The sequence below is a fragment of the Marinobacter algicola DG893 genome (assembly GCF_000170835.1).
Taxonomy (GTDB): domain Bacteria; phylum Pseudomonadota; class Gammaproteobacteria; order Pseudomonadales; family Oleiphilaceae; genus Marinobacter; species Marinobacter algicola.
In genome coordinates this window covers 1-16,470 of the sequence record NZ_ABCP01000018.1, presented here as the reverse complement: position 1 = coordinate 16,470, position 16,470 = coordinate 1, and the positions used below count along the sequence as shown (strand labels likewise).

Below are 16,470 nucleotides of genomic sequence, written 5' to 3'. Positions count from 1 at the left end.
GAATCATGAAAAAAATCGCCGTAGTCGGCCTTGGATATGTCGGCCTGCCTTTGGCAGCAGCTTTCGGAGAGAAGCGCGAAATTGTCGGCTTTGATATTAACGCGAAGCGAATCGCGGAACTGAAAGATGGCGTGGATTTTACCCGTGAGGTTTCCCGCGAAGAGCTGGCGGCTTCAAAAGGGTTGTCGTTTTCGGATTCTCTGGACGGTATCCGCGATTGTCAGATCTTCATTGTGACGGTGCCCACGCCGATTGATGAGTTCAAATCCCCGGATTTAACACCTCTGGTTAAAGCCAGTGAGAGTGTAGGTAGCGTGCTCAAACGCGGCGATATTGTTATTTATGAGTCCACGGTTTACCCCGGCGCCACGGAAGAGGTCTGTGTTCCCATTCTGGAAAAAGTCTCCGGCCTTGTGTTCAACCAGGACTTTCACGCCGGTTATAGCCCCGAGCGGATTAACCCGGGCGATAAAGAGCATCGGGTAACGACTATTAAAAAAGTAACTTCGGGCTCCACGCCGGAAATCGCCGATGAAGTGGACGCACTTTATGCCGGTATTATTACCGCAGGCACTCACAAAGCCAGTTCCATTAAGGTTGCCGAGGCCGCCAAGGTGATTGAGAATACCCAGCGTGATTTGAACATTGCGTTGATGAATGAATTATCGATGATCTTTTCGAAGCTGAAGATCGATACCCATGAAGTGATTGCCGCAGCCTCCACCAAGTGGAATTTCCTGCCGTTCAAGCCGGGGCTGGTTGGCGGACACTGCATTGGTGTGGATCCCTACTACCTGACCCACAAGGCCCAGGCCATTGGCTATCATCCGGAAATTATCCTGTCTGGCCGCCGCGTGAACGACAATATGGGCCCGTATGCCGCGTCTGAATTGGTGAAGGCGATGATCAAAGCCGGGCATACGGTTGCCAACGCTCGGGTGTTGATCATGGGCTTTACCTTTAAAGAGAACTGCCCCGATTTACGTAATACCCGCGTTATTGATGTGGTGAAGGAGTTGTCTGAATTTGGTTGCAAGGTGGATGTAACGGATTGCTGGGCCGACAATGAAGAGGCTGAGCATGAATACGGAATTACATTGAACCAGAATCCAGAAAAAGCCTGTTACGATGCGGTACTTCTGGCGGTTCCGCACAGGGAATATGTGGCACGCTCGTCCCATGATCTGCGCGAATATATGAAAGACAATGGGGTTTTGTTCGATCTGAAAGGTGTATTGCCATTGGGTGAGGCTAATTTGCGTTTATAAGCGCTTTTGCTACTTAAATAAAAACCAGTCTTCGGACTGGTTTTTTTATGGGTTACTTTTTCGTAAATGAATTATTTTGCCATGATCCGTTTTATAGATTACTATTTCTCGTGACTTTCAGTCATAACCATCATATTCAAAAATTATCCATTCGCAGGTTCCGTGCTTGGTTGTCTGAACTAATTGCGGCCTTCGAATATCGGCAAATCAATAGTAGTTATTTAAATAAGGGTTTGTGTCCATGGCAAAGATTAACGATTACTACCAGAAAAAACAGCTTATGGAAAAGCTCTCTGAAGAACTGGCGAAACTGGAGCAGGACCAGGCGCTGAAAAGCGAGCTTGAGTTTGAAAACAAGGTTCGCGACCTGATGAAGAAGTACGACAAGTCGCCCAAAGACGTTCTTCAGATTCTGGGCGCCATTGATCCGTCCATTTCTGGTGCCAAGGCCGACACAGCCAGCGGCAGCCGTCCCAAGCGCCCAATGAAGACCTACAAGAACCCCAACACCGGTGAAGTGGTCAAGACGCGCGGCGGGAACCACAAAGTGTTGAATGAGTGGCGCCAGAAGCATGGCAAGGAAACTGTGCAGAGCTGGCAGCAGGACTGATTGAGTCGTTTTTAACGTGGTGTCGGATTACGGCTTTGCGTAATCCGACCTACGACTTCTCCCCGAATACCACCACCCGGTTTCTTCCCCCTTCCTTGGCGGCGTACAACGCTTCATCCGCCTGTTGTAACCACTGCATATGATTCTCCGGCCTATCCGTTAATGGCGCGATGCCAATGCTGACGGTGTATTGGATCGGCGCTGCCGTGGTCTGAACCGTGCTGTTCTGTATGGCTTCCCTTATGCGCTCGCAAATCACCCTGGCGCCTTCGGCATCGGTTTCGGGCAGGATGATTCCAAACTCCTCGCCACCGTAGCGGCCGGGGCTGTCGGACTGGCGCAGATTATCCTTCATAACCTTGGCGGTGTACTTGATGACTTCGTCACCCGCCAGGTGGCCGTAGGTATCGTTCACCGCTTTGAAGTGGTCTATGTCGAACATGATCAGGCAGGTGTTGTGACCATAACGACGGTAGCGTTCGTATTCGGCGTCGATCAGGTTTTCCCAGGTGCCACGGTTGAGCAGGCCGGTCAGGCGGTCGGTCATGCTGAGCTTGGCGAGTTGTTCGTTGGCGGTTTCTAATGCTCGTTTGCTGGTGGCGATGTCGGTAACGTCGTAGACCATCAGGCAGATTTTTTCGACCTGGCCGTCTGGCCCAGAGAGGGGGCTGATGGTCAGATTCTGGTACATGAAATCTTCTGTGCCGGTAATCGGGCGCGTGTTGCGAAAGCGGAACAGGTAAGGGCGCTGTTCCCAGGAAGTGAATGCCCGGGTGTTTAGCATGGCGACTGAGTCGACCTTGCGGGTCAGCCATGCTTTGGGGATGTCCGGGAACATGTCAAACAGGACCTGCTCGCGGATCTTGCTGGCGGTGATGCCGCTGTGGTGTTCCATAAAGCCGTTCCAGGCCTGCACGCGGAAGTCCAGGTCCAGAACCACCAGGCCGACTTCCACCGATTCCAGCATGTCCACCAGCCAGTGGAAAGTGCTTGCTCCGATCTCTTTAATGGCCATGGTTAATCCACCAGGTACTGTAGTCGTTGTTCAAGGAAGGGCACTGAATCTTCGGTCAGCAGTATGAGCATGTCACAACTGATTTCCCGGTCTTCCAGTTCATAACTGATTTCAATGCACAGCAGCTTTTCCTGACGCGTACTGTGGTGTTCCAGCAGGTCTCCGATCTGTCGATGCTGACCCAGGACGGTTGGATGACCAAGGCCAAGCTTGAGATCCAGCTGGTCGCCAATGCCTTTGAGGAAGGCGCCAAACAGGATGCTGGACATGTCCATGAGCACCTCTACCTGAATGCTTTCGGTGTCCATGTCGTCGTAATGGAGCAGTTCGGCCATGTCGTTGAAGCTGGCGTCGGCAAACAACAGAAGGGCTTCTCCCGCAATACCGGCGCCGGTAAATCCCTGGCAGACAGCGGAGTAGCTGCTGTCGGCCTGCGCGGCTGAAATCGCCATGCTGAGCTCCGAGCGGGCAATCATCTCCACCCGGGGGATGGGCTGTTTGACGAATACCCGCAGCAGGCGTGCCAGCAGGTCGGATGAGCGGCCCATGGCAACGTTGGCGATTTCCCGCAGATAGTCGTTCAGGCTGATCGGCGCACTAGCTGCAGCGGTGTTGGTGGTATCGGCAGCAGGACTGTGCTCGTGTTCTTCCACCAGATCCTCAGGGCGCAGAAAGCCGTAGTCCTGAAGCAGCTTTGAAACCAGGTCGATGTCCGTGGGCTTTTTGATGAATTCGATGGCGCCAAGCTTACGAACCCGGGCCCGCGCTTCTGGTTGAATGTCGCCGGAAACGACGATGGTCAACACCGGCAGATCCTCTTTCAGGATGGCTTCCAACACTTGGTAGCCATCCATCTCCGGCATATTAAGGTCCAGAAACATCAATTCGCCGGCCCCAGCACGGAGCTTTTCCAGGGCATTGCGGCCATCAAAGGCGAAGGTGACTTCCGCGTTCCAGTTTTTGGGTAAAGCGCGAGCCATTTGTTTTCGGGCTAGAGAGGAGTCGTCACAGATAAGCACGCGGATGGTCATGGGGGCTCCGTTTATTATTTAACCCCAGTATAGCAGTGGCTTTGGTGAATTCTATGCCCTGTGAACTATCTCACTCTATTGGCCTGGTTGCCTGGGATATAGTGTCTCTGCGGTAACAAAAAGGGTTCCTATAAAAGCCAGTACCGCCTGCCAACGTGGTAACAACAATAATAACCGCAGGCAGCAAGGCCGGGCGTCGGATGGCAAGGCCTAATCAACATTCAGAGACACAACACTATGAGACAGGATGCTTGTTGGTATGCTGTCCCTCTCACCATCTGCTTGGGTATGTCGCCTGTTGCCCTGGCAGAGTTGGAGCCCATTTCCGAGCAGGAAATGAGCCAGGTGCAAGGGCAGGCAATGATGACGGTAGACCACGTGGATGGAGTTAACCACCGGTTTACTCGCGTGACACTGGGTGTGGACGCAGAAACCCGGCTGAACGCCGACAGTGTGGTGATGGGCGGGGATGATTCCGGCGCCGATCTCGACATCAAGAATTTTGCGCTTGGCCACTATGTACGCGACGACACCCGTGTCCAGATTGACGGCAACACCTACAACGTGGACGAGGTGGTTCCTTTTGAAGGTATTGAACCCTATCTCGAACTGGCTGAGCGGGATGGTCAGCTCTCCGGTTTCCGCTTTGGCCTGAACCAGGCACGAGGCACGCTGTCTGGTGAGTTTGCCAGCTTCAGCGGCAACCTGAACCTGAAAATCAACGATGCAGATGGCAACCCGGTGGACGCCATGCTGTTCGATGACGCCGGAGTGGCCACCAATCACCGGGCAACCCAGATAGGCCTGGCGGGTGAAGACGGAACCTGCAGTCAATGTGTGCCGTTGACCAATCTGCTGTCCATGGATATTGGTGTGGACAATGGCGATGGTACTGTTGGCTTTACGGAAGACCTGTTCCTGGCGTTCCAGCGTGAGTCCGTGGACTGGCAGGACCTGGGAGGCCCAGGCGCTATCCAGGGGCCCGAAGGCGTGTTCCTGAATCTACCCACCAGCATGACACTGGACATGCAGACACTGCAGAACGGTGTTCAGCGGGAGCGCACGCATTACGTGGATCGCGGTACCGGGATGTTTTGATTACACTACCCTGCATTCGACCGATTCACGCAATGCAGGAGTTCTCTCGGTGATCCGCTCTTTCTACTGGCACGACTACGAAACCTTTGGTGTCGACCCCATACACGACCGTCCGTCCCAGTTTGCCGGCGTGCGCACCGATGCGGACCTGAACATCATCGAAGACCCGCTGATCATCTACTGTGCGCCTGCAGACGACTATGTGCCCTCACCAGAGGCCTGCCTGATTACCGGCATTACCCCGCAAAAGGCACTGGAAGAAGGCTTTCCCGAGGCGGAGTTTATCGCACAGATCAACGAGGCCTTCAGCCAGCCTGGCACCTGCGCCGTGGGTTACAATAGCCTGCGCTTTGATGACGAAGTGTCCCGCCATACCCTGTACCGCAACCTTCGCGACCCTTATGCCCGGGAGTGGCAGAACGGCAATTCCCGCTGGGACATCATCGACATGGTGCGTCTGACCTACGCGTTGCGACCAGAGGGTATTCAATGGCCAAAGAAGGAAGACGGTAGCCCCAGTTTCAGGTTGGAAGAACTCACAGTTGCCAACGGCATCGCCCACGAAGCTGCTCACGATGCCATGTCGGATGTGGAGGCCACGATTGCAGTGGCAAAGCTGATCAAGGAGAAGCAGCCCAAGCTGTTTGAGTTTGTGCTGCAAAACAAGGACAAGCACTCCGCCCGCGCCATGCTGGATACTGCCAGTATGAAGCCAGTGTTCCACATTTCCGCAAAGTACCCGGCCACTCGTGGCTGCTGCGCAATGGTGGCGCCATTGGCTGATCACCCCACCAACAAGAACCTGGTGATTGTGTACGACCTGCGAGAAGACCCCAGCGAGTTGATTCACGCCACGCCTGAGCAAATCCGTGAGCGGGTATTTACTTCCCAGGCGGAGTTAGGGGAGGGCACCAGCCGTTTTCCACTCAAAGGCGTGCAACTGAACAAGTGCCCGGTATTGGCCCCCGCCACCATGCTGAAGTCACTCTCCGGAGAGCGCCTTGCAGAACTGGAACTGGACGGCGACAGACTGCGCGAGCACCTGACCATGCTTCGTAAAGCGCCGGATCTGCCTGCCCGAATCGCCGAGGCCTTCGATCAGCCGCACGAAGGGGATCTGACAGACCCGGATGAACAGCTTTATGCCGGCGGCTTTATTGGCAAAACCGACCGCGAGAAACTCAACTGGCTATTACAACAGCCGGTGGAAACACTGGGAGAGCAGGAAGTACAGTTTGAGGATGGTCGACTGCAGGAAATGTTGTTTCGCTATCGGGCGAGGAATTATCCCAGTACGCTGATCGGTGAAGAGATGGAGCGCTGGGAGGAATTCCGCAGCCAGCGCTTGATGAGTCCGAAAAAAGGTTGGCGATCACTGGAGGCGTTTGGGCGTGAACTGCAACGCCTGGCCGCCGATCCGGAGCTCACGCCGGAAAAGCGGCACGTTCTGGAGGAACTTCACCTTTACGGTGAGTCCCTCATCCCCTATGTCTAACGGCGGCGCTGGAAATACACAGACAATCCTTGCCCCATCAAACTCTGCACTTCACTTCCCAGTGCCTCTGCCTGGATCTGTTGTTGCACAGGCTTGGTGGCAAGGCTGTGGCCGTCGGTATCCCGGGCTTTAACCAGTTTCCAGTCCACTTCGTTGCTGACCAGCGCCATCAACTCTTTCAACTGCCGTGAATCCTGCTCACTAAACCAGCGGTCGCGGCAGCCACCCAGGCCGTAGAAGTCGGTTTCAGCAACCAGGGATTGCCACATCGGATCCTGACGATTGGTCAACACCATCCGGCGGAGCTGACGAAGGGCCGTACGTGTCGGTTTGAGGCCGTGCTGGGTGATCAGGCGGCGGATCTGTTTGTCGCCGTCGGTCTGTTCGTTGACGGCAGTGTGCATATGGACAACAGCACCGTTACCGGTCGCTGAACTCACGAGGGCCGCGAGCGATACGTCGGTCATATTCGTTGATGGCAGGCGCCCGATTTCGATCCAGTGAACCTTGTGGTCATCGGCAACGAACTGTTGGGCGATGGACCAGGGCCAGAACACGATGTTGCTGATGCCCATTTCGCCGGAGAGTCGCGTTGCCTTGGCAACGTTTGCTAGGGATTCGTCGACGGCGATCACTTCCACGTCTTTCAGGTAGTGCGCCAGTTCCATGGCGCGCTGGCCGGACTGGGCACCACACACCATGATTCGGATCGTTTCCGGCAGTTGGTCGGTGTTCATGCCGAGCTCAGTCGCCATCATGGTTTTCAAGCTGGTTTCGGAGCGATAGGCAAGTTTTGACCAGTTGGGCCAGGCCTGGGGAACATCGGTTTTCTCCAGGCAAAGCTCGGCCGATTTTTCGTCGAAATTCTGTTTGATAGCTTCTTCCGAGGCGCGGTTGTAGTAGCTGGCGGCCATCATCCCCTGCATGGCAACCGGCCAGTCCACCAGGTTCCAGCGGCCAAGTTGTACAGCATACTTCTGATGGAACAGAGCGCCGTACATGGCACTGATGATCAGCGAACCGATCATGCCATCCTGCTGTTCACCCATGGCAAGCTGGGCGCAAATGCTATCGTTGATGGCGGAGGCCAGTCGTTCTTCGTCGTCCTCCGCGGTCAGTGCGTAACCGGTGCGATCAGCGTAGACCGCCAGTGCCAGTGCCAGCGGTTGGAGTTCGTCCCGCAGTTCAACGGTCTGTGCGACTTCGGCAATGATCGCTCGGCGCAGCAGCGTTATCAGTTCCTCTACGGCCGGGTCCGGCATCAGGGTTTTTTCCAGTGCCAGGATCAGCAGTTCGTCCTCGCTGGCGGCGTCCAGAGCCACTTGGGCATTGGGGTTTTCCAGATCGTATTGCTGGCGGATGATGGCGCCTACGAATCGGCCGATTTCCTGGTGGGGCAGGCCGTCATGGCGTAGTAGGAGAATGGCATCGCGGGCCAGTTTGGTATCGGCCCTGTTTACATCCAGATGCTCGGCACAGGTCAGCATACCACTGTAGATCGAAGGCCATTCCAGGCCCATCTCCAGCAGTTTTCGGTAATGCAGGTAGGCCACATCGAACTGGCCCTGCAGGCACTTGGCATGGGCGACTCCACCGAAAGCGGCGGCGGATTGCCGGTCCATTTCCAGGGCCTGAATAAAATACTGCTCTGCCAGGGCCGGGCGCTCGGACTTGATCGCCCAGTAGCCCAGATTGGTGAATTGTTGGGGCTGTGCCGGGTCATGGCTCAGGCTGTCGGTGAACAGAGTGTGTGCTTTATCAAGCGCGCCATCGTCCATTTCCACGCGTCCCATCATGCCAAGTGCGATGGCGTTGCCCGGCTCCTGCGCCAGAACCTCGTTCAGATAGTCACGGCATTCCTGCCGCGACTTGAGACGCTGAACCAGTGATGTCGGCGTGTTGGACTCGGCATAAGCCAGGTTTGCCTGCAGCAGTAGCCGCGCAATGTGGGCTTTTTGTGCGTCCGTGGCATGGATATTGTGCTGAGCTTGCATGGGGCTACCCCTTTAACTCTGTGATGAAACCCGATTAACCCTGCAGCAGCTGCAGAACCTGCTGCGGTCTTGCGTTGGCCTGGGCCAATACCGACAAGCCAGCCTGCTGGAGCACTTGGGTGCGGGCGAGTTCCGCGGATTCGGCGGCAAAGTCTGCATCACGAATTCGCGAACGCGCGGCCGAAAGGTTCTCAGAGGTCGTACTCAGGTTGGCAATGGTCGACTCGAGTCGATTCTGCGCGGCGCCCAGATCGGCACGAATGCCACTGATGGTTTCCAATGCCGCATCCACAACTGCAAGTGCACTGGTTGCGCCGTCAACGGTGCTTATATCAATACCTGCCACTTCTTCAGGTGTGGAGCCGGCGGCGGTATTCTGTGCACTGTTCAGAACGCTGCCTGCGGCCAGGGTGGCGTCAGACGTCGCCGCGAAGCTAACGGAGGAGTCCAGTGTCAATTCCCCGGCGATACGTGTGGCATTGGCACCACCGTTTGTCAGTTCGATGGCACTTGGATCGCCACTACCCTGTACCGCCAGTTGCTGAGAGCCCGCTGCGGTAAAGTCTTCAATAGTGATGTCTTTACCTTGCTCCTGAATCAGCGTGATGCTGCCGTCGTTAGCGACTTCCGCGGTAATGCCGGTCTTGCCGGAAGCTGCGTTCACCTCACGTGCAATTGCTGAGAGGTCGTTCGCATCGGTGATCTGCGCGGAAATGGTTGCTGAACTGCTACCGTTGGAAAGCGTGAGCGATACGGTTTGAGGCACGGCGATTGGCGTGGTAGCGGTGTTGCTCAGGGTCGCCGATGTTCTTGCCGTTGCGTTCACACCCGTCGTGGCACCAATGTCGTTGATGGCTGCGGCGATGTCTTCCGCTGTGTCACCTGCTGTAATGGGCACCACCTGGCTGTCCAGCGAGCTGGAAATGGTGAGATTCTGCGTGGCGATCGTGTTTTGTGCGGGTAACGTCGCATTCGCTGCCGTTGTTGAACCGGTGCCCTGGTTCAGGGTTGCGTTGGCAGCGTCGAGCGTGTTGTTTGCTAGGTCGGCGGTTCGGGCACCTTCGATGGAAACGGCGATGCTCTGGTTTTCGTTGGCGCCAGCCTGGAACTTCTGAGCCTGGAAGGTGCCGTCCAGAAGTTTCAGTCCGTTGAATTCGGTGGTGGTGGCAATGCGCTCGAGCTCACCTTTTAGCTGGTTTACTTCAGACTGCAGGGCCTTCCTGTCAGATGCGGAGTTGGTAGCGTTGGCGGACTGTACGGCGAGTTCCCGGATGCGCTGCAGGATGTTTCCGGATTCGCCCAGGGCGCCTTCGGCGGTCTGAGCCAGGGAAATACCGTCATTGGCGTTTCGAATGGCCTGGTTGAGACCTTTGATCTGCGATGTGAATCGCTCGGAGATGGCCAGTCCGGCGGCGTCGTCCTTGGCGGAGTTGATACGCAGGCCGGATGACAGTCGCTGCAGGGCAACGTTGGAGTCTTCCTGCGAAGTATTCAGGTTTCGCTGTGCATTCAGCGACGCAATATTGGTGTTGATGATCTGAGGCATAACATTTCTCCCTGCTCAGAGATGCCGGTAACCCGGTGCCCGATCAAAATGGACGCCTTGCCGGCGGAAGTTCATTTAATTGCCGTTTGCAGGGAGATAAGCGAAGGCTGTGCCAATTTCGGGGTTTTATTATTAACTATATGATTGAAATAACTTTTTCGTGGGATTTTCTGGTTTTCGGGTATGAGTCCAATTGTTCACATTAGCGGTATAAGGAAGACTATTGCCGCTTTTACATTCCCTTACAAAATACCGTTAATTTTTTCTAAAGGTACGGACGGGGGCGCCGTTAAGCGCAATAACAGGGGGGCGCTCCCAAACTGAAAATGGGCGCCATTCCTTTTCCATGAAATAACGACATATGTCGAAGGAGAAGCAATATGGCTCTCGGTATTAACACTAACGTTGCGTCACTGTCAGCTCAGAACCAGCTGAACAAATCCCAGGAGCTTTCTAACCAAGCTCTGGAGCGTCTGTCTTCCGGTCTGCGCATCAACTCCGCCAAGGACGATGCTGCTGGCCTTGCAATTTCGACCCGTTTTCAGTCCCAGATCTCTGGTCTGAATGTTGCCCAGCGTAACGCCAACGACGGTATTTCCCTGGCTCAGACTGCTGAAGGTGCTCTGGAAGAAACCACCAACATCCTGCAGCGCATCCGTGAGCTGTCTGTTCAGTCGGCCAACTCTACCAACTCTTCTTCCGACCGCTCTGCACTTCAGGGCGAAGTAAACCAGCTGAAGCAAGAGCTTGATCGTATTGCCGGTACCACCCAGTTTAACGGCCTCAACCTTCTGGATGGCAGCTTCACTGCCCAGTCATTCCAGGTTGGTGCCAACGCTAACCAGACCATCTCGGTCTCTGTAACTGGCGCTCGTGGTGCCGACCTTGGTAACAACACCGTATCCGGTGAAAGTGATACCACTGTCAGTCAGGGCACGGGTTCTGTTGCAGTCGCGGCCGCTGATGTGGCAACCGTTGCCAACAATACGATTGCTACACAGAACATCACCGTTTCTGGAACTGAAGGCTCTGAGGTCATCGGTATTACCCAGGGCGATACTGCAGAAGCGATTGCGGCTGCTGTTAACGCTGAAACCGGCACGACTGGTGTAACGGCTACGGCATCCACCACGGCAACCCTCGCTGGTCTGTCTGACGATGGTACGGTTTCCTTTACGCTTGGCAGTGGTGGCGACACAGCGACCATCTCCGCAGCGGTAACGACCACTGACCTGGGTGCGCTGGCCAAAGCGATCAACGATACCTCAGGCACCACTGGTGTTACGGCTGAAGCAAACGGTGGCGAAATCACACTGACCCAGGCTGATGGCAAAGACATCCGTCTGCAGGACTTTGCCAACTCAGGTAACGCGACCGGTACCGCCACGCTGCAGGGCAGCGGTGACCCATCAGCGGTTACTTTGACCGCTGGCAGCACTGACAGCACGATTGCTTCTGGCTCTGTTGAATTCGCCTCTTCCGGTGCATTCTCAGTAAGCTCCTCTGTCGCAGAGACTGCCGGTAGCATTCTGAACGTCGCAGCCGACACCGTGGTTGGTTCCAACCTCCAGTCAGTGTCTTCTATCGACATCGGTACTGTTGCGGGCGCTAACAGCGCAATCGAGATTGCAGATGCGGCTCTGGAGCAGATCAGTGGTATCCGCGCCGATCTGGGTGCTGCCCAGAACCGGTTCGAGTCTACGATCGCCAACCTGAGCACAACTGCCGAAAACCTGTCGGCCGCTAACAGCCGGATTCTGGATGCAGACTTCGCATCTGAAACTGCTAAGCTGTCCAAGGCGCAGGTTCTCCAGCAAGCTGGTATCTCTGTACTGGCACAGGCGAATGCCCGTCCACAGCAGGTTCTGTCCCTCCTGCAGTAACAGGGGCATAACGGCAAGGCCGGGGCCTTTGGGCCCCGGTTTACTGCTGTATGAGGATAGCGAGGTGAGCTATGAATGGCGTTAACCTGAATGGCCCGGATTTGAAGCTGATTCGTTCCAGCGAGCAAGCTCCGGCTCGGGCAATTTCGTCATCTCAGGCCGAAGGCAGGAATGCCTCCGCCCTGACTGCACCTTCATCACCTGGTCTTGCTGAGCGTCCGGAGATGTTATCCGGGGCTCAGGAACTTTCGAAAGCTGAGAGGCTCGAAAGGCGCAGTGAGGCACAGAAAGAGAAATTGGATGATGCCGTGTCTCAACTGAACGATTTCGTTCAGACGGTCCAGAGGGATTTGCAGTTTGAAGTGGATAACGAGCGGGGGCAAACGATCGTCAAAGTTGTCGATCAGTCCACCCAGGAGGTTATCCGGCAAATTCCGGATGAGGTTGCGTTGAGGTTGGCAGAAAACTTGCAGCAGGATGAACCGCTGACGTTATTCAACACGAAGGTATAGGCGTTTGCCGCTCTTGGCCTGACGTTGAAAACGGTTGTTCAGCACCGCCGCACCCGAAAGGGGCCGGCGGTGTTTTGCTTACATGTGGTTACAAATTGGTCGGAAGAAAAGGCAAAGTTTTGCCGCTTTAGGCCGATATATGGAATAGCATTGGAAATTGCCCTCCTGAGGAGGCACATACTATGGCAAATATATCATCGTTGGGTATCGGGTCTGGTGTTCTGACCTCCGAGCTGGTCGATCAGTTGGTGCAAGCGGAGCGGGCACCGACGGAAAAGCGATTGGCGCAGAAAACCGAACGCACCCAGGCGCTGATTTCTGCCTACGGCACGTTGCGCAGCGCAGTGACAGAGCTGCGTCTTCCAATGCGGCAGCTGAGTGCGCCAGATAATCTCAAAGCCTTTTCTGCAACGTCGTCCAACGAAGACATTGCTGTGTCTGTGGATAGTTCCAAGGCTAACCGTGGTACTTATAGTGTCGATGTGACAAGTCTCGCCAGTGCTCAGGCGCTTGCATCGCGTGACGTATTTGCGGATCGGGACAAGACCAGTGTTGGCCAGGGAACAATGACGCTTTCCGTCGGTGACAAAACCACCAACATTGTCATAGATAGCAGTAACGATACGTTGCAGGGCCTGGCAAACGCGATCAACGATTCCGATGCAGGGGTGTCAGCAGGCGTAATCGATACCGGTAGTGGCTTTCAACTTGTGCTATCGGCAGACGAAACCGGTACGGCAAACGCCGTTAGCATTTCCGTATCGGGCGACAGCGCCGGAACGGATACCGATGCCCAGGGGCTTTCCCGCTTTGCGTTTAATGCATCAATGGATGCGGGCGCCGGTCTCAATGAGACAATCGCTGCGTCGGACGCCGTGATGAGTATTAATGGCGTCGAGGTTACCCGTTCTACCAATAGTTTTGAGAACGTCATTGACGGTTTGACATTTGATCTGACGGCCACTGGTACGTCCACGGTAAAGGTTGAACAGGATCTCGGAGCTGTAGCAGACCGTGTTCAGGGCTTTGTCGAGAAATTTAATGGCCTGCAGGAAACCATTGATGCTCTGGCAGGATTCAATGCAGAGAGCGGTAGCGGAAGCCTCCTGACGGGCGATAGCGTTATTCGGGGTATTCAGAATCAACTCCGCCAAGTGCTGACCCGCGTTGTTCCCGGTCTTGAAGATGCAAGTGTCCGAAGCCTGGCGGATGTGGGTATTACCACAAATTTCGAGACTGGTTCTCTAGAATTTGACCGCGAAGAGTTCATGGAGCAGTTAAAGGCCAATCCGGATGATGTCACGGCCTTGTTTGCCGAACAGGGCAGGGCTACGGACAGCCAGGTGGAGTTTGTTCGCAGTGGTGTAAACACCGAACCTGGAACCTATGATATCAACGTGACCCAGGCTGCGACCCAAGGCACGCTCGCCGGGAATGCTGCGGCCACTTTTCCCGTTACGATTGACGGAACAAATGATGAACTTTCACTGCTGGTTAACGGTGACACCTCCGTTAACCTTCAGCTTACGCAGCAGACTTACAACAGCGCTCAGGATCTGGCTGACGAGATTCAGGCTCAGCTTAATAGCAACAACGCGCTGAACGCGTCAGAGGGATCCGTTCAGGTGAGCCTGGGAGCAGGGGATGAGTTGGTTTTCTCTTCTTCCACCTATGGCAGCGAGTCTTCGGTCACCTTGTCGTCCGCTGAAAGCGCGGCTACGTTTGGATTGGATGCCGCCACAAGCACGGATGGCCTCGATGTTGCGGGTACCATTGACGGAAGAACGGCTGAAGGCGAAGGGCAAACACTGTTTCTGGGCGAAAACAGCGGTGCGGCGTCCGGGCTCCAGGTGAAAATACTGGGCGAGCAGACTGGAAGTCGAGGCTCGATACAGTTTATTGAAGGTGTTGGCGAACGTACGGTTGATCTGATCACCAACTTTGTCGGTGCCGATGGTGCAATTGATACCAGAACCGAGAGCCTGAACCGCGATTTAGAGCGAATTCAGGAAAATCAGATTCGGCTGGAAGAGAGAATTACAGCCTATCGAGAGCGCCTGGTGAGTCAATTCACAGCTGCGGATTCACTGATCTCGCAACTGAACAGTACGCAGGACTTTGTGAGTCAGCAGCTCGCTGCTCTGGCGCCACAGAATAATCGCAATAACAATTGATGTTTATTGCTTGAAGAGCGAATAAAGAGGTCACTTATGAACGGTTTACAGGCTTACCAACGCGTAAACGCCCAAACCAGCATTACCGATGCCGATCCTCACAAGCTGATCCAGCTTCTATACAACGGAGCGTTGGAGCGCATTAACATGGCTAAGGCCAGAATGCAGGCAAAGGACTTTGAGGGCAAAGGCCGGCTGATTTCCAAAGCGATTGAAATCATCGGTGGTCTCCGTGGCTTCCTGGATTTCGAGAAGGGCGGTGATCTGGCCGTACGCCTGGAATCGCTTTATGACTACATGGAGCGGACCCTTTTTGAAGCGAACGCCAAGAATGACGTTGCTAAGCTTGATGAAGTGGCGGACCTTCTGCGTTCAATCAAGGATGGATGGGATGGCATTCGCGAAGAGGCCACCTCCAAGCAGCAGCAGGCTGTCTGAATACGACGTTCTGGTCTGAAAATCGTGCGTTATATCCAGGATGCCACTTGGTGTCCTGCCGGTGGCATCTGCGGTCGTTAACAAGGCCGCCCGTATACCCCCAATAGCCATTCCCCCCGCTGTCCCGTACAATACGCTCCTTATTTTTTGATACATCCATTCTGTTCAGTCTGGAGCAAGGGCATGTCTGATATTAAAAAGGTGGTTCTGGCGTATTCCGGTGGCCTGGATACCTCGGTAATCGTTCGCTGGTTGCAGGATACCTATGAATGTGAGGTGGTGACGTTCACTGCCGACATCGGCCAGGGCGAGGAAGTGGAACCGGCGCGCGCGAAAGCGAAAGCGCTCGGCGTAAAGGAAATCTACATTGAGGATCTGCGCGAGGAATTCGTTCGTGACTACGTGTTCCCGATGTTCCGCGCCAACACCATCTACGAAGGAGAGTACCTGCTGGGTACCTCCATCGCACGCCCGCTGATCTCCCGTCGTTTGATTGAGATTGCCAACGAAACCGGTGCGGACGCGATTTCCCACGGTGCCACTGGCAAAGGCAACGATCAGGTTCGTTTCGAATTAGGTGCCTATGCGCTGAAGCCGGGTGTGAAGGTAATTGCCCCCTGGCGCGAGTGGGATCTGAATTCCCGCGAAAAATTGTTGGCTTACTGCGACGAGCGCAACATTCCGGTGGAGAAGAAGAAGGGCAAGAGCCCGTATTCCATGGATGCCAACTTGCTGCATATCTCTTATGAAGGCATCAACCTGGAGGATCCCTGGGCGGAAGCCGAGGAAGATATGTGGCGCTGGAGTGTGTCTCCGGAAGCGGCTCCTGACACGCCCTCCTACATCGAAGTGACCTATGAGAAAGGCGATATTGTCGCCATCGATGGTCAGGCCATGAAGCCACACGAGGTGCTTGGGCATCTGAACAAGGTTGCGGGCGAGAACGGCATTGGGCGCCTGGACATTGTTGAGAACCGTTATGTGGGCATGAAGTCTCGGGGGTGTTACGAAACTCCGGGCGGCACCATCATGCTGCGCGCCCATCGAGCCATTGAGTCCATTACCCTGGACCGCGAAGTTGCGCATCTGAAAGACAGCATCATGCCGCGTTATGCGGAGGTGATTTACAACGGATACTGGTGGTCTCCTGAGCGGGAAGCTTTGCAGGCGCTGATTGACCAGACTCAGACCTATGTAAACGGTACCGTGCGTCTGAAGCTCTACAAGGGCAATGTGGATGTGGTTGGTCGTAAGTCGAACGATTCGTTGTTCGATGAGAAAATTGCGACCTTCGAGGAAGATCAGGGCGCGTATGACCAGAAGGATGCGGAAGGCTTTATCAAGCTGAATGCCTTGCGCCTGCGTATCGCCGCTGGCAAAGGTCGCACGCTTTAAAGTCTGGATCT

At 55.0% G+C, this 16,470-nt stretch carries 13 protein-coding genes; 9 read left to right on the top strand and 4 right to left on the bottom strand.

Annotation, left to right across the window (positions count from 1 at the left end; translation table 11 throughout):
- Positions 1-5 precede the first annotated feature (5 nt).
- On the top strand, positions 6-1,268 hold the full coding sequence (gene tviB / locus MDG893_RS12280) for a Vi polysaccharide biosynthesis UDP-N-acetylglucosamine C-6 dehydrogenase TviB (RefSeq protein ID WP_007154107.1): 1,263 nt from the start codon (positions 6-8) through the stop codon (positions 1,266-1,268).
- A 241-nt stretch (positions 1,269-1,509) separates the two neighbouring features.
- Positions 1,510-1,878 (top strand): histone-like nucleoid-structuring protein, MvaT/MvaU family, encoded by a 369-nt coding sequence (locus tag MDG893_RS12275; protein WP_007154106.1) that lies wholly within the window; start codon positions 1,510-1,512, stop codon positions 1,876-1,878.
- A gap of 49 nt (positions 1,879-1,927) precedes the next feature.
- Here MDG893_RS12275 and MDG893_RS12270 read toward each other — a convergent pair whose 3' ends face one another.
- Together MDG893_RS12270 and MDG893_RS12265 are read right to left on the bottom strand one after the other, a co-directional pair.
- Entirely contained in the window at positions 1,928-2,893 is a 966-nt protein-coding gene (locus MDG893_RS12270; RefSeq protein WP_007154105.1) for a sensor domain-containing diguanylate cyclase, read from the bottom strand.
- A 2-nt stretch (positions 2,894-2,895) separates the two neighbouring features.
- On the bottom strand, positions 2,896-3,924 hold the full coding sequence (locus tag MDG893_RS12265; RefSeq protein ID WP_007154104.1) for a response regulator: 1,029 nt from the start codon (positions 3,922-3,924) through the stop codon (positions 2,896-2,898).
- A gap of 288 nt (positions 3,925-4,212) precedes the next feature.
- Here MDG893_RS12265 and MDG893_RS12260 point away from each other — a divergent pair, with 288 nt between their 5' ends.
- Together MDG893_RS12260 and sbcB are read left to right on the top strand one after the other, a co-directional pair.
- The gene (locus tag MDG893_RS12260) at positions 4,213-5,022 is read left to right on the top strand and encodes a hypothetical protein (RefSeq protein ID WP_007154103.1); all 810 of its coding nucleotides are present in this window, start codon (positions 4,213-4,215) and stop codon (positions 5,020-5,022) included.
- 49 nt (positions 5,023-5,071) lie between these two features.
- Positions 5,072-6,517, top strand: a complete 1,446-nt coding sequence (gene sbcB / locus MDG893_RS12255) for an exodeoxyribonuclease I (RefSeq protein ID WP_007154102.1) — start codon at positions 5,072-5,074, stop codon at positions 6,515-6,517.
- Here sbcB and MDG893_RS12250 read toward each other — a convergent pair.
- The gene (locus MDG893_RS12250; protein ID WP_007154101.1) at positions 6,514-8,511 is read right to left on the bottom strand and encodes a tetratricopeptide repeat protein; all 1,998 of its coding nucleotides are present in this window, start codon (positions 8,509-8,511) and stop codon (positions 6,514-6,516) included. The genes sbcB and MDG893_RS12250 overlap by 4 nt on opposite strands.
- A gap of 34 nt (positions 8,512-8,545) precedes the next feature.
- On the bottom strand, positions 8,546-10,057 hold the full coding sequence (locus MDG893_RS12245; protein WP_007154100.1) for a flagellin N-terminal helical domain-containing protein: 1,512 nt from the start codon (positions 10,055-10,057) through the stop codon (positions 8,546-8,548).
- A gap of 380 nt (positions 10,058-10,437) precedes the next feature.
- Here MDG893_RS12245 and MDG893_RS12240 point away from each other — a divergent pair, with 380 nt between their 5' ends.
- The 5 genes from MDG893_RS12240 (at position 10,438) to MDG893_RS12220 (ending at position 16,459) form a co-directional block, all read left to right on the top strand.
- On the top strand, positions 10,438-11,940 hold the full coding sequence (locus tag MDG893_RS12240; RefSeq protein ID WP_007154099.1) for a flagellin N-terminal helical domain-containing protein: 1,503 nt from the start codon (positions 10,438-10,440) through the stop codon (positions 11,938-11,940).
- Positions 11,941-12,011: 71 nt separating this feature from the next.
- Positions 12,012-12,452: a flagellar protein FlaG gene (locus MDG893_RS12235; RefSeq protein ID WP_007154098.1), complete on the top strand. Its 441-nt coding sequence runs from the start codon at positions 12,012-12,014 to the stop codon at positions 12,450-12,452.
- A gap of 182 nt (positions 12,453-12,634) precedes the next feature.
- On the top strand, positions 12,635-14,626 hold the full coding sequence (gene fliD, locus MDG893_RS12230; RefSeq protein ID WP_007154097.1) for a flagellar filament capping protein FliD: 1,992 nt from the start codon (positions 12,635-12,637) through the stop codon (positions 14,624-14,626).
- 36 nt (positions 14,627-14,662) lie between these two features.
- Entirely contained in the window at positions 14,663-15,064 is a 402-nt protein-coding gene (gene fliS / locus MDG893_RS12225; RefSeq protein WP_007154096.1) for a flagellar export chaperone FliS, read from the top strand.
- Positions 15,065-15,247: 183 nt separating this feature from the next.
- Positions 15,248-16,459: an argininosuccinate synthase gene (locus tag MDG893_RS12220; RefSeq protein WP_007154095.1), complete on the top strand. Its 1,212-nt coding sequence runs from the start codon at positions 15,248-15,250 to the stop codon at positions 16,457-16,459.
- Positions 16,460-16,470 lie beyond the last annotated feature (11 nt).

Bases quoted from the DNA above. Each gene is read 5' to 3' on its own strand.
- MDG893_RS12235 (WP_007154098.1), top strand. From the start codon at position 12,012: ATGAATGGCGTTAACCTGAATGGCCCGGATTTGAAGCTGATTCGTTCC.
- tviB (WP_007154107.1), top strand. From the start codon at position 6: ATGAAAAAAATCGCCGTAGTCGGCCTTGGATATGTCGGCCTGCCTTTG.
- MDG893_RS12270 (WP_007154105.1), bottom strand. From the start codon at position 2,893: ATGGCCATTAAAGAGATCGGAGCAAGCACTTTCCACTGGCTGGTGGAC.
- MDG893_RS12265 (WP_007154104.1), bottom strand. From the start codon at position 3,924: ATGACCATCCGCGTGCTTATCTGTGACGACTCCTCTCTAGCCCGAAAA.
- MDG893_RS12220 (WP_007154095.1), top strand. From the start codon at position 15,248: ATGTCTGATATTAAAAAGGTGGTTCTGGCGTATTCCGGTGGCCTGGAT.
- fliD (WP_007154097.1), top strand. From the start codon at position 12,635: ATGGCAAATATATCATCGTTGGGTATCGGGTCTGGTGTTCTGACCTCC.
- fliS (WP_007154096.1), top strand. From the start codon at position 14,663: ATGAACGGTTTACAGGCTTACCAACGCGTAAACGCCCAAACCAGCATT.
- MDG893_RS12250 (WP_007154101.1), bottom strand. From the start codon at position 8,511: ATGCAAGCTCAGCACAATATCCATGCCACGGACGCACAAAAAGCCCAC.
- MDG893_RS12240 (WP_007154099.1), top strand. From the start codon at position 10,438: ATGGCTCTCGGTATTAACACTAACGTTGCGTCACTGTCAGCTCAGAAC.
- MDG893_RS12260 (WP_007154103.1), top strand. From the start codon at position 4,213: ATGTCGCCTGTTGCCCTGGCAGAGTTGGAGCCCATTTCCGAGCAGGAA.
- MDG893_RS12275 (WP_007154106.1), top strand. From the start codon at position 1,510: ATGGCAAAGATTAACGATTACTACCAGAAAAAACAGCTTATGGAAAAG.
- MDG893_RS12245 (WP_007154100.1), bottom strand. From the start codon at position 10,057: ATGCCTCAGATCATCAACACCAATATTGCGTCGCTGAATGCACAGCGA.